Raw genomic sequence first — 13704 nt, 5'->3', positions numbered from 1 at the left:
CTATTTCTCGACCTTCTTGCCGACGGCGAAATAGTTGAAGCCGTGTTTGGTGACTTCGGCGACCGGATAAATGTTGCGCAGATCGACGATCGTCGGATTCTTTACGGTCGACTTGAGACGCTTGAAGTCGAGCGCTCGGAACTCGTCCCATTCCGTGACGATGACAATCGCATCCGCGCCTTCGGCGATTTCGTAGGGATCCTTGCCGTAAGCGATATGACCAAGAACCTCCTTGGCCATCTCCATGCCTTCGGGATCGTAGGCATGAACGTTGGCTCCACCGTCAAGCAGGGCCTGAATGATGGTGATGGATGGCGCGTCGCGCATGTCGTCGGTATTCGGCTTGAAGGTGAGGCCGAGGACGGCAATCTTCTTGCCGCGCACGTTGCCGTCGCAGGCGGCAATGACCTTGCGGCCCATGGCGCGCTTGCGGTTGTCGTTGATCGCAACGGTCGTTTCGATGAGGCGAACGGGGCTATTGAAATCCTGCGCCGTCTTGACGAGTGCCAGCGTGTCTTTGGGGAAGCACGAACCGCCGTATCCAGGGCCGGCGTGAAGGAACTTGTCCCCGATGCGCTTGTCCATGCCGATGCCCTTGGCAACCTTCTGGACGTCGGCGCCGATCTGTTCGCAGAGATCGGCCACTTCGTTGATGAAGGTGATCTTCATCGCAAGGAAGGCATTGGCGGCATACTTGATCAGTTCGGAAGTACGACGTTCGCAGAAATAGAGCGGCGCCTCGTTGAGGTAGAGCGGACGATAGACTTCCCGCATGACTTCAATAGCGCGTGGTTCTTCGGTGCCGAGGACGATGCGGTCGGGTCGCTTGAAGTCGGTGATTGCCGCACCCTCGCGCAGGAATTCGGGATTCGACACGACCGAAATGTCCTTGTCGGAGAACTCGTCGCGGAAAATCCGTTCGATCTCGTCGCCTGTGCCGACGGGAACCGTCGATTTCGTGACGACGACCGTGAAGCCCGTGACAGCTGCAGCGATTTCGCGTGCGGCTGCATAGACGTAGGTCAGATCCGCATGGCCATCGCCGCGCCGAGACGGCGTGCCGACGGCGATGAAGACCACGTCGGCGTCGGCGACAGAGGGTGCCAGATCCATTGAAAAGTCCAGTCGGCCGGCGGTCCTGTTATGCTGGATGATCGCGTCGAGACCGGGCTCGAAGATCGGTACCTCACCAGCCTCCAGAGCATCGATCTTCGCCGTTGACTTGTCGACGCAGGTCACGTGATGGCCGAAATCGGCAAGGCAAGCACCAGAAACAAGGCCGACATAGCCTGAGCCAATCATCACAATACGCATGGATTCATTCCCCGATACGGCGACCGCGGCCCCGCCGATCAGCAAGGCCGCGATGGTGTTACAGAGGTAAGTTTATAAGTTCAAGACAAAGACACTCACTTGCGGCCGAACTCGTCGACGATACGAATGATATCGTCCTCTCCGAGATACGAGCCGGTTTGGACCTCGATCAGTTCAAGCGTGATCTTGCCGGGATTGGCGAGGCGATGGACCTCGCCGAGCGGGATGTAAACGGATTCATTTTCCCTCAGCATCTGAACATCTTCGCCGATGGTCACTTCCGCCGTGCCCTTGACCACGATCCAGTGCTCCGAACGGTGATGATGCTTCTGCAGCGACAGCTTCTTGCCGGGTGTGACGAAGATGCGCTTCACCTGGAATCGGTCACCGTTCAAGACCGAGGTGTAGCCGCCCCATGGACGGTAGGATGTCGGATGCGTTTCGGTGAGGCTGGATGTCGAGGGCGCGGACGCGAGCATCTTGACGATGTTGCCGACATCCTGACTATCCTGCAGGCGACCGACATAAACCGCGTCCTCGCTGGCGATGACGGCGATATCGTCCATTCCCTGGACGGCGAGATGCACGCCGTGGGTCATGACGAGCGAATTCTTGGTGTTGACGAGTGTGGTGTTGGCCGCAGCGACGTTGCCGTGCTCGTCGCGACTGCCGCTCTTCCAGACGGAATCCCAGCTGCCGAGATCGGACCATTTGAACGGTGAGGGAACGACAGCCGCATTGCTCGTCTTCTCCATGATGGCGTAGTCAATGGAGATGTTGGGACTGGCGGCGAATGCAGTCTTGTCCAAGCGGACGAAGTCGAGGTCAGCCGTTCCGTTGGCGAGGGCGTCAGCGGCCGCCTTCAATACCGCCGGCGCATAGGTCCCCATCTCGTCGAGCAGCCGCGCCACCGCGAACATGAACATCCCGGAGTTCCAATAGAAGCCGCCGTCGGCCAACATTTCCTCTGCCTTTACCAGCGGCGGCTTCTCGATGAAGCGCTTCACAGTCTGCGCCCCACTCGCAAGGCTTTCTCCGCCCTCGATGTAGCCATAGCCCGTCGCGGGTTCTGTCGGCTTGATGCCGAAGGTGACGAGCTTGCCATCGGCTGCGGCTGCAGCAGCGGTGCGCACACAACCGAAATAGGTGTCGTCTGCGACGATCTCGTAGTCTGAGCCGAGTACGTGAATGATCGTGCCGTCGTCAAAGCGATCGCGTACGAGTGTCGCTGCTGCGGCGACTGCGGCGGCGGTATTGCGCGCGACCGGCTCGAGTAGAATGCCGGAGAGAGGGATATCGAGCTCGCGGGCCTGCTCGGCGACAAGAAAGCGGAATTCCTCATTGGTGAGAACGACCGGTGCTTCGTAGAGCGTTGGATCGGAGACACGCAGCAGCGTCTCTTGAAACAAGGTCTTGTCGCCGATAAATCGGATGAATTGCTTGGGTGCGGCGGCGCGCGACAGCGGCCAGAGACGTGTGCCCTTGCCGCCGGCCATGATCACGGGAACGATTTTTTGCGTCATCTGGAATTGTCTCCGAATATCTTCTTCACGTTTGTCTACTAGTCCGCGCCCACCAGAGGACGCGCTCCAACCCGGCACGCAGCAGCTCGCTCGCCATCGCTTCGGTTTCCGCTTCAACGTAACAACGCATTTCGGGCGCATTACCGGAGGGCCGGAAATGGATGATTCGCTGATCCTTGAGCGCTACGCGAAGTCCGTCGATATCGCTGATGCCGCCAATCTCGCCGATTGGCTGCAAGAACGACGTGAGATTGTTCGAACTTGCACGCAGGTAAGCCATCAGCCGCGCGCTTGCTTCGACGGGAAAATCCTCCAGCCGGTCGGCCGAGGCAAACGGCAGGTGATAGGAGGCAGCGATCACCGAAAGCGGTTGCTTCCGCGATGCCGCAAGCGACAGGGTCGCGAGGATCGGAAGGAAGCAATCGCGCGTCGGCAGGGCGCCCAGCACGTGGCCGTTGACTGTGAACTCGCTGGCCGTCAACAGGCCGCCATTTGCTTCAAAGCCGACGACCCCGCTCTTGCCTTGGGCAAGCGATTCTTCCATGCCGGCGATTACGAACGGCGAGCCGACACGCGTGCGAATGACATCAAAGTCACCGGCCGCCTCGATGCCGGAGTTCGAAGTCACCGGCGTCACAAGCGATCTTGCGCCCAGGAAAGTCGCGGTGATCAGGCCCAGGAGATCTCCGCGCAGCGGCGTACCCGTTTCATCGGTCACAAGCGGACGATCGCCGTCGCCGTCGGTCGAGACGATTGCGTCTAGGCCTTTCTCCTCTGCTGCGCTCCTGAGTCTGGAAATAGTTTCTTCGGACACGGCTTCGGTATCAACGGGGACGAATGTTTCGGACCGGCCGAATGCAAGGACGTCAGCGCCGAAATTCGTGAGCAGGTCGACAAGCAGGTCGCGAGCGACGGTACTATGCTGGTAAACGCCGATCCTAAGGCCGGCAAGTGCCGTGCTGCCGAGGACGTTTGAGTTGCGCTCGGCAAAGAGCGCCTGGCATTCGGCGGCACAATCTTGCCACTCGGCGTTGGCGGGTTGGAAGGCGAAGTCCGATTTCTCGAGTTCGGCGGCGCCGGCAGTTATTGCCGCTTCGTCGGCTTTGTCGATTTCGCCGTCGGGACGGTAAAATTTAATACCGTTGCGGTCGGCGGGAATGTGAGAGCCTGTGATCATCAAGCACGCCGCCTTCTCCCGAAGGCCGTATAGGGCGAGCGCCGGCGTCGGCACAGCACCGCAGTCAAGGACCTTGAAGCCGAGGCCGTTCAGGGCGTCCTTGCAGTTGGCTGCAATATCTGGACTGGAATCTCGAAAGTCGCGACCGATGAGGACCGCGTCGCCGACATGGGCCATGCCACTGGACAGGAGATAGCGACCGAAGGCCGTGGCATAGAGCGCGGAAGCGCGTCCCTTGAGGTCTACGGAAAGGCCTCGAAGCCCGCTTGTTCCGAATTTCATTCTGAATAAGTCCCCCGACGCGCTTGAATTCGCGAACGATTTGAACGCAATTTGCGCTACGTATGTGAAATTTCATGGCTGCCGATCGTTAAGATGTCTGCCAATTCCCTTTGAGGCAAGCTCAAAGCGCATTCGAGCAAGAGGACCATTGATGAGTGAACAAGTGGTCGCTTTGGAAGAGAGCTGGCGGGGCGCTCTCGCTGCAGAGTTCGATAGTCATTACATGCAGCAGCTCAACGCTTTTCTCGTGGCGGAGAAGCAAAGCGGCAAACGGATATTTCCGAAAGGAACCGAGTATTTCCGGGCGCTGGACCTGACACCGCTTGCGGATGTCAAGGTAGTGATCCTTGGACAGGACCCGTATCACGGGCTTGGTCAAGCCCACGGTCTTTGCTTCAGCGTTCGCCCCGGCGTGCGGATCCCGCCTTCGCTGGTCAATATCTACAAGGAAATGCAAAGCGATCTGGGCATCGCACCTGCACGGCACGGTTTCCTGGAGCATTGGGCGCGTCAGGGTGTGTTGCTGCTGAACAGCGTGCTGACTGTCGAGGAGGCGCAGGCGGCGTCGCATAAAAACAGAGGCTGGGAGCGCTTCACCGATGCCGTGATCCGAAAGGTGAACGACGAATGCGATGCCGTGGTCTTCATCCTCTGGGGCTCGTATGCGCAACGCAAGGCGGCTTTCGTCGATACCTCACGCCATTTCGTGCTGAAGGCGCCGCACCCATCGCCGCTTTCCGCACATAATGGCTTTTTCGGCTGCAAACATTTCTCCAGGGCCAACGCGTTTCTGCAATCCCGCGGTCGTGGTCCTGTCGATTGGCAGTTGCCCGCCAATCCCCAAGATGCCTAGCATTTTTGAACGGCAAAATTCTATCGTTCACTAATGAGAGACAATGCGTTCGGGCCCTCGGGGCTATTCCAATCGGCGCTCAAAGCTCATTTATGATCCATCCAAAGCCTGCGAGGCAGGCAAGAAAGGGGTCTCAAATGCTCGATCAAATCAAGGGTCTGCACCACGTCACGTCGATGGCGGGGGATGCCCGCACCAACAACCAGTTTTTTACCAACGCGCTCGGCCTGCGCCGAGTCAAAAAGACCGTCAACTTCGATGCGCCGGATGTCTACCACCTGTACTACGGTGACGAGACCGGAGCGCCCGGCACCATCATGACCTACTTCCCGTTCGCGAAGATGCCGCAAGGCCGTCCGGGAACAGGAGAGGTCGGCACCACCGTTTTCTCCATCCCCCAGGGCTCGATTGGCTTCTGGACAGATCGGCTTGGCAAACTCAACGCCGGCGGTCTGAAGACCGAGGAAACGTTCGGCGAGAAGCGCCTCAATTTTTCCGGTCCGGATGGCGACGGCTTCGCGCTCGTCGAAGTCAAGGATGATGCACGTTTGCCCTGGACGCATGGCGGTGTAGGCGAAGAACAGGCCATACGCGGCTTTCACTCGGTGGCCATGCGGCTGCGCGATGATGGCGCCACCTCCGAACTCCTGAAATTCATGGGATATGAAGTGCAGGAGGAACGCGACGGCGTGAAGCGCATGACGATTCCGGGCGGAAACGGTGCGCACCTCGTTGATCTGGAAACGATGCCGAGCATATCGCGGGCTTTGCCAGGCGCCGGTTCCGTCCACCACGTGGCCTTCGCTGTCGACAACCGTGAGAAGCAGCTGGAAGTGCGCAAGGCGCTTTTGGATACAGGCTATCAGGTAACGCCGGTGATCGACCGTGACTATTTCTGGGCGATCTATTTCCGTACGCCAGGCGGCATCCTGTTCGAAATCGCAACCAACGAGCCTGGCTTCGACCGGGACGAGGACACGGCACATCTCGGCGAGGCGCTCAAGCTGCCGCAGCAGCATCAGCATCTGCGTGCTCTCATCGAGCAGCACCTGCAGCCGCTCGAAGCCTAAAGCAGGAGAAAGTCGATGTCTGACAACAATTATGTGCACCAGCTGCATGCCGGTGCACCGGGAAAACCCATCCTTGTCACCTTGCATGGCACCGGTGGTGACGAGAACCAGTTCTTCGATTTCGGCCGGAGAATGCTGCCGGATGCGACCATACTCTCGCCGCGCGGCGATGTCTCGGAGTTCGGAGCTGCGCGGTTCTTCAGGCGAACGGGTGAGGGTGTCTATGATACGGTGGACCTCGCACGGGCGACCGAGAAAATGGCCGCGTTCGTTACTGAAGTTGCGGACGCACACGGTGCATCCGCAGTTCTGGGACTAGGTTTTTCCAACGGGGCAAACATTCTTGCCAATGTGCTCATCGAGAAGGGATTGTTCGATGCTTCCGTCTTGATGCATCCGCTCATCCCGTTCCAGCCGAAGAGCAATCCGGCATTGGCCGGGCGCACGGTGTTGATCACGGCAGGCGAGCGTGATCCGATCAGTCCCGTACCTGTCACCAAGGCTCTGGCGGAGTACTTCGCAAGCCAGAGCGCCATGATCACGACCGAATGGCATGCTGGCGGGCACGACATACGCCCCAATGAAATCGAAGCGGTGCGTGCGCTCTTCGAGCCGTACCTCTGACATGGCGCAGTCGGAGACCTGTTCATGGCTCCGACGGCTACCCCTTTTTGAGGATGCGGGCAGGCTTGTTCTCCGTATCGATCTAGGGGTGTGGCGGCGAGTATTTCTGGTATCTATCCTCATATACTACTGGAGCGTGTAGCTGGTTTAGAACCCGAGAGTTTGCATTCGTATGAACGACGTTGCCGATCTTCGAATGCTGCTTGGATTGGTTCGCCGCCAAATGCGAACGATACTGGCAACGGGACTCGCGATCTTCCTCCTCAGTGTTGCTGTCGTCTTTCTGCTGACACCCCGGTTTTCGGCTCAGGCACTTGTTCTTGTCGACACAAGTTCCAAGAACCTCTTGGCTCCCGATGCCGTTACGGCAACCGGCTTGACCGACAATTCGCGGGTCGAGGGCGAGGTCCGGATTGCCCAATCCGATGCCGTTCTGCTCGACGTCGTCCAGGAGAGCGAATTGCTCTCCGATCCCGAGTTCGGGCCACATCGGCTTACAGATAAATTGCTGGCATTGATCGGTAGCCAAAGCAATTCCGTCAACGCTGAAGATCTCGCAAAGGGTAAGGTGTTGGCATCGCTCAAGGATGCCGTCAGGGTTCGAAGGGAAGGCTTGACCTATCTGATCACCGTAGGCGTGACGTCGGACGACCCCCAGAAAGCGGCGAAGCTGGCCAACCAGGTGGCAGCGGTCTACATCCGAAAGCAGGTCGATGCGAAGGTCGCGAGCACTATTTCAGCTCGTAACATCCTGCAACATAAAGTTGAATCCGCAAGGGATGTTCTGGCGGAGCACCAGAAAGAGCTCGATCTTTTCGTCGCCACGCATGGCGATCCACATGCAACGTCAGGCAACGCCGCATCGTTTTCGGAGCGCCACCTTGCCGATGCTGGTTTCGGCAAAACCGTCACGGATGTGATCAGCGCCGGCGAACAGGTCGGCGCTCCATCCGGGCTGCCGACACAATTCTACAGCCTGCAGCAATCGGCGCAGATTGCCAGAACGCAATACCAGAACCTCCTGACGCGGTTGCAGGACTTCGAAGCGCAAGCGAGCCTTCAGGTCGCGGACAGCCGCGTTGTTTCCGAGGCGCTTACACCGATTGTTCCGTCCTACCCGAAGAAGGTGCTTTCCCTTGCCGTGATGGCTATCGTTGCACTCGGGTTCGGTGTCGGTGCAGCTGTCATGAAGGAGTTCTTCATCGGAGGATTTACCAGCGAGGATCAGGTCGGCGCGGTCCTTAACATTCCGCTCGCTTCGGTTTCGCCGCATCAGGAAGGCAGCGAACTGGACAGACCCCAGGGTCGCGGTCTGTCGGATACCATCATGGCGGCACCGCTTTCGGTCTTTTCGGAGTCGATCAGGCGAATACGGGCGGCGATTGATCAGATATTGCTCGGGAAGTCGGGTGTCTTCGACCATGAAACTGATGAGGGGATCGTGGTCATGGTCTGTTCCACGCTCCCCGGTGAGGGGAAGTCGACGCTTGCCGTCTCGCTGGCGCGAACATACGCGCTCGCCGGAAAGCGGACGCTTTTGATCGACTGCGATCTTCGCAAGCCAAGCATTCACCGGCACGTTGATCGCGAGCCGACGCCCGCATTCGTCAACCTTCTGCGCGGCGAGCCGGATCCGGGACTGGCGAGCATGGTGGTGATGGATAGCGCGACCAATCTTTCGGTGATCCTTGGCGCCCGTCCGGCCGATTTTCCGACCGACGACCTTTTGATGAGCCCGAAGGTCAAGAAGCTGCTGGCCCGCGCGCGGGAGCATTTCGACTACATCGTCATCGACACGCCTCCCGTCGAAGCTGCCGTTGACGCCCTGTACCTTGCCCGTCTCAGTGATGCGGTTCTCTTCGTCGTCCGATGGGCCAACACCCCGCAGAACGCCGCGAGGCGGGCGGTCACGGCGTTGAAGGGAAATGCGAGAGAAGGGGTACCAGTCGTCGCGGCGTTGAATATGCAAGACCAGCGTGGCTGGTTTGGCACGGGATTGAAGACATGACCCGTGGAAAGCGTATCCTTGTTCATGATTATTCCGGGCATCCGTTTCAGGTTCAGCTTTCCCGTTGCCTTGCAAAAAGAGGTCATCAGGTCCGGCACGTCTATTCCGCGAGCTTTCAGACGCCGAAGGGCGACCTGAGCAAAGGTCCTGAAGATTCCAAGCGGTTGGATATTGTCGGAGTTTCGCTGGGATCGGTTTTCCGGAAGGACGGCTTCATCAAGCGGCGCTCACAGGAAATAGAGATCGGCCGGCAAGTTGCCGAACAGATCCGTCAATTTCGGCCCGATATCGTTCTTTCCTCGAATGCGCCTCTCGATACACAAGCCGTCATACACAAGGCGACGCGCTCCCATGGCGCAAGGTTCGTCTTCTGGCTTCAGGATTTGTATAGCGAAGCCATAGGACGCATCCTCCGTCGGAAGCTTCCTGTCATCGGTGGTGTCGTGGCCATGCGCTATCACAGGCTGGAGTTCGATCTTCTCAGACGCAGCGACCACATCATTGCAATCACTGACGACTTTCTTCCGCACCTTCGAGGCAATGGTATCGTACCTGGGTGCGTCTCCGTTGTGGAGAACTGGGCGCCGCTCGGCGAGCCCAACGCGAATTGCGGAGCGGTTGCGGTGGCGGATACGATCCGCGCTGTCTATGCCGGGACATTGGGCTACAAGCACAATCCCGATATCCTGCTTGCGGCTGCGAAGTCCTTGCCGGTTGCGATAGAGGTGTTCTCCGAGGGTCGTGTCGCTGAGGATCTCGCGCGTCGCGCCGCAGCCGATGGCGTATCCAATCTTCGTGTTCTGCCGTGGGTTTCATTTTCAGACCTGCCCCGTGTCTTGGGCCGTGCCGACGTATTGATCGCGATGATCGAGGTCGATGCGGGCGCTTTTTCCGTGCCATCGAAAGTGCTCACCTACCTAGGTGCCGGAAAGCCGGTGATAGCCGCAATCCCGCGGAGCAATCTTGCACGCAGGATTTTGGAGCGGGAGCAGGCCGGGCTTGTGTCTGATCCAGGCGCTCACTTAGGGTTCATAGACAACCTGCGGCGCCTCGCCGGTGACGGCGAACTGCGCAAACGGCTCGGCGCCAATGGCAGAGCCTATGCCGAGGCAAATTTCAACATCGACCGGATCACGGATCGATTTGAGGGAATTTTCGACGATCTGATTCTGACGGAGTTGCGGGCAATCTAACGCTGGGGGGCGTGACGTGCTGAGGAAGACTGCTCTTGTTTGTGGTGCCGGAGGCTTCATCGGCAGCCATCTCGTTCGACGTTTGAGGCACGAAGGGTTCTGGGTCCGTGGTGTGGATCTCAAGTTGCCTGAGTATGAAGAAACGGAGGCCGACGAGTTCGTTGTCGACGACCTTCGCAAGCAAGAAACCTGCGAGCGGGTGGTCGATGGCCGTTTCGACGAGGTGTACCAGCTCGCTGCCGACATGGGAGGTGCCGGCTACATATTTACCGGCGAGCACGACGCGGACATCATCCACAACTCGTCGACGATCAATCTCAACATCGCACACGGTTGCCGTCGACGCGGCATTGATCGCATCTTCTACTCCTCATCGGCCTGCATATACCCGGCCCATAATCAAGACGATCCTCACAATCCGAATTGCGCGGAGTCGTCCGCGTATCCAGCGGCGCCCGACAGCGAATACGGATGGGAGAAGCTGATCTCGGAGCGGCTTTTCCTTGCCTATAATCGCAACTACGCAATGAGGAACCGGATTGCCCGGTATCACAATATCTTTGGACCATCAGGTACCTGGCAAGGCGGCAAGGAGAAGGCTCCGGCGGCCATCTGCCGCAAGGTTGCGATGGCATTGAATGGAGGCGACATCGAAATCTGGGGCGATGGCCAACAGACACGCTCTTTCCTGTACGTGGACGAATGCCTCGAGGGCACAACTCGTCTGATGCGGTCGGATTTCGAGGGGCCAGTGAACATTGGTTCCGATGAGATGGTCAATATCGACCAACTCGTCGATCTCGTTTGTGCCATTGCCGGAAAGCGACTTCACAAGCGGTATATTGCCGGGCCTCTGGGTGTTCGCGGGCGCAACTCCGACAATCGGCTAATCGAGCAGAAACTTGGTTGGCGTCCGTCGCAGAGCCTGACTGCCGGGCTGGAAAAGACCTACGCCTGGATCGAGAGCCAGCTGCTGCGGAAGGCGGCATGAGAATAGCCAGCGGGGACTTGCCGCAGAGAGATGGCCTCGCGCCTCTCTCGCTGCGCGGTCCGGGAAACGCAGCATTGCTGATTGTCAGTTTTGCAGTCGGGCAGGGTTCCATTTTCCTTGCGCAGACCTGGCTGGTCAGCCGTGGCATGCTTGAACTCATGGCACATTTCGGCGGGTGTTTTTCATTTGCCATTCTCGCGCTAATGATCGTCGACTGTGGATCGGTGACCACTGTTGCCCGACGAATCTCGTTGGCCGACCTGCCAGACCGCAAAGCAGAAATCGGGCGCTGCTACTGGTCGACGAGTATCACGCGGTTGCTCCTGGCCGCCGTGGTGGCGCTGTTCGCCTTGCCATATGCGATGCTTACGCAGGACGTCTTTGCCAGCGTATATATTCCGTCGGCAGTTCCAGCACTCGTTATCTGGTCCTTCAACGGTAGTGGCATCCTAGACGGACTGAAGCTCAGCGGCGTGAGCGGGCTCACAGCTATGGTCGCCTACCTGTGTTCGGCTGTGGCGTTGGTCCTGACGGGCGGTGTGTCCGCCGAACAGGCGGGGTTGGTTCTCGGTGCTGCCCTGTCCGCTGGATATGCCCTGGCGGTGGCAACGCAATTGGCTGTTCTCTATTTTCTCGGTCACTTTCCGAAACGAACGGAGATGATATGGTCCCATGTCCTCGAACTTGCCCGGGAAGGCTCGGCAGTGCTGCTCGCCAATATTCCCGGGCAATTGTCATTCCGGTTTCAGATCGTCGTTTGCTCGCTGTTTTTCGGTGAGGCTGTGACGGCGATCTTTCTTTATGGCAGGCAAGTTGCCGCGGCAGGTTCACAAGTGCTGGAGTTCGTTCGCAGGGCGCATTTTCCTCTGCTGGTTGATAGGGTTTCCCGAAGTGACAACCCGGTCTCGAGCGCCTTCCGCGTTCAGCTTCTCGCGACGTGGCTTGCGGTCGTGATTTCCTTGGCCATGTTGGCGAATGGCATCTTCCTGCAGCAAAAATCCCACGGACCAATCGCAGCCGCGGCCGGCGTCGTGGCCCTGTTTTCTGTCGGCGTGCTGACGGGCGCGTTGTCGCAAACGCTAGCACAAGCAGCGCAAGCGCTGGGCCGCTACGGTACCGTCGCCCGGGCAGCGAATGCAGCCATGTTGGCATGTTCTGCTTCTAGCGCCGCTTTCGGCTGGTGGTTCGGCCTCGCAGGTCTCGCGGTTTCGGAGGTGCTTTCGCACGGGGTTGCAGCGATCTTTCTGGGGCTTTTCGTTTTCGCGTCCGGTCCCCGCCGACGTAGCCTGCAGGCGATGTCGTGACCAGGATCTGGACGGTACTCGTGCTGTATTTCATCAACCTGCCGTTTGCCGACGATATGTTTGTTGTCGTGCTCACGTTGCCAATGTTCGCACTGGTGATGGTAGGCATGATCCGACTGCGATCGCGCTATTTCGAGATCGGCGACATATTCTGGTTCTGCCTGTTCATTTATTTCGTCGTTTCGCCGCTGCAGCGGATCCACGGTGACCGGATTGGAGGCGCAACGGCAATAACCGCCTATGCCTATGAGGCTGACGAGTATGTCATGGCCATGCTCGTTGCATGTGTGTTTGTGTTCCCATTTGTGTTCGTACAGATGCAACGCGAGGAAGGCACCTCGACCGAGCCAGGCGCCCGGCCGAGCATGCCGATGATCGTGCTCAGCAACGCATTTGCGTTCGTGTTGTTCGTCCTGTCCCAGGGAGGCATCGATCGGCTTCTGTCGTCACGGTTGGAGCAGGACGGTTCTCAAGGGTTCATTGCAAGCATGCTGTTTCTGGGCATGCAGTCCGTTACGGCGTGTCTTGCCATCGCACGTTTTCGCCTCTCGCCTCACAGGCTTTTGTCGGTGATATCCATCTGCGTGGTGCTGCTTTTCCTAGCTGTCGCGAGAAATCCCTTCAACGCGCCACGTTTTGAGCTTCTGGCGGTGTGGGGACCCGTCCTTTTGGCCTTTTCGGGCGGCAAAGTCCCCGCAAGCAGGTTTTATGCCTGCTGCCTGATTGTGCTCACGTTCGTGTTTCCGATCCTCAACGTAACAACACGATCGGGGATCGGCGGACTGCAGGATCTGGCCGGCATTTCCATGATGGAGAATTTCTTCGACATCCCCTCGGTCGACGTCTTTGATACGGCCGTCCATTCCGTTCGGTTCATGTCAACGCACGACCACATGTGGGGTGAAAAGCTTGCTGCGGTAATCCTGTTCTTCGTCCCGCGCTCCATCTGGCCTGGAAAGCCTGTTGTCGGCGGCCTGGACATCGGTAACGAACTCTTCGCCGCCGGCATGTACGGAACGCCAAATCTCTCGTTTTTTCTTGGCTATGATTTCTACATGGATTGCGGATTTGCGGGCGTTCTGGTTGGCGGCGTCGCTGCAGCCTTCGTTTTGAACGCCGCGATCAGGGCTCGCCTCGGCATCTTCTTCCAGCTTCGCGTGCTCCATTTCGTCATCGCGTCATCCTTGCCCATCCTGTTGCGAGGCCCTGTCGGGGCAGTTTTGCCGCTCTTCGTCTGCCAGGTCTTCCTCATCCTGCTGTTTTCGATGCCTTGGTGGAGGCGAAACGCAGGAACAGGCCCAGTTGACGCAATGCCGTTTCGCCGAGGGTCATAAGCAATGGACCAAGATTTGAGTATACTGGATG

At 58.5% G+C, this 13704-nt stretch carries 11 protein-coding genes; 8 read left to right on the top strand and 3 right to left on the bottom strand.

Annotation, left to right across the window (positions count from 1 at the left end):
• From ASC90_RS03580 to ASC90_RS03570, 3 genes are all read right to left on the bottom strand, one after another.
• The gene (locus ASC90_RS03580) at positions 1–1314 is read right to left on the bottom strand and encodes a UDP-glucose/GDP-mannose dehydrogenase family protein (protein ID WP_056535723.1); all 1314 of its coding nucleotides are present in this window, start codon (positions 1312–1314) and stop codon (positions 1–3) included.
• A 95-nt stretch (positions 1315–1409) separates the two neighbouring features.
• A complete protein-coding gene (locus ASC90_RS03575; protein ID WP_056535441.1) occupies positions 1410–2837 on the bottom strand; it encodes a mannose-1-phosphate guanylyltransferase/mannose-6-phosphate isomerase in 1428 nt (475 codons plus the stop codon).
• 25 nt (positions 2838–2862) lie between these two features.
• Entirely contained in the window at positions 2863–4296 is a 1434-nt protein-coding gene (locus ASC90_RS03570; protein WP_056535438.1) for a phosphomannomutase, read from the bottom strand.
• A gap of 151 nt (positions 4297–4447) precedes the next feature.
• Here ASC90_RS03570 and ung point away from each other — a divergent pair, with 151 nt between their 5' ends.
• The 8 genes from ung to ASC90_RS03530 all read left to right on the top strand — a co-directional run bounded on the left by ung (position 4448) and on the right by ASC90_RS03530 (position 13673).
• Positions 4448–5149, top strand: coding sequence for a uracil-DNA glycosylase (gene ung, locus ASC90_RS03565; RefSeq protein ID WP_056535435.1), 702 nt, complete (start codon positions 4448–4450; stop codon positions 5147–5149).
• 137 nt (positions 5150–5286) lie between these two features.
• Positions 5287–6219: a VOC family protein gene (locus ASC90_RS03560; RefSeq protein WP_056535433.1), complete on the top strand. Its 933-nt coding sequence runs from the start codon at positions 5287–5289 to the stop codon at positions 6217–6219.
• Positions 6220–6234: 15 nt separating this feature from the next.
• A complete protein-coding gene (locus ASC90_RS03555; RefSeq protein WP_056535432.1) occupies positions 6235–6843 on the top strand; it encodes an alpha/beta hydrolase in 609 nt (202 codons plus the stop codon).
• A gap of 172 nt (positions 6844–7015) precedes the next feature.
• Positions 7016–8851: a Wzz/FepE/Etk N-terminal domain-containing protein gene (locus ASC90_RS03550; protein ID WP_056535431.1), complete on the top strand. Its 1836-nt coding sequence runs from the start codon at positions 7016–7018 to the stop codon at positions 8849–8851.
• Entirely contained in the window at positions 8848–10044 is a 1197-nt protein-coding gene (locus ASC90_RS03545) for a glycosyltransferase family 4 protein (RefSeq protein WP_056535426.1), read from the top strand. The genes ASC90_RS03550 and ASC90_RS03545 overlap by 4 nt, the downstream gene beginning before the upstream one ends.
• A gap of 16 nt (positions 10045–10060) precedes the next feature.
• Complete coding sequence (locus tag ASC90_RS03540) at positions 10061–11035, top strand: NAD-dependent epimerase/dehydratase family protein (RefSeq protein WP_082519783.1); 975 nt, start codon at positions 10061–10063, stop codon at positions 11033–11035.
• A complete protein-coding gene (locus ASC90_RS03535; RefSeq protein WP_056535424.1) occupies positions 11032–12339 on the top strand; it encodes a hypothetical protein in 1308 nt (435 codons plus the stop codon). Before ASC90_RS03540 ends, ASC90_RS03535 begins: the two co-directional genes overlap by 4 nt.
• Positions 12336–13673 (top strand): hypothetical protein, encoded by a 1338-nt coding sequence (locus tag ASC90_RS03530; protein WP_056535422.1) that lies wholly within the window; start codon positions 12336–12338, stop codon positions 13671–13673. Before ASC90_RS03535 ends, ASC90_RS03530 begins: the two co-directional genes overlap by 4 nt.
• Positions 13674–13704: the final 31 nt, after the last annotated feature.

Source organism: Rhizobium sp. Root1220, assembly GCF_001426265.1.
GTDB lineage: Bacteria > Pseudomonadota > Alphaproteobacteria > Rhizobiales > Rhizobiaceae > Rhizobium.
The sequence above is the reverse complement of the archived record's forward strand: the minus strand, read 5'-3'. Positions and strand labels throughout refer to the sequence as shown.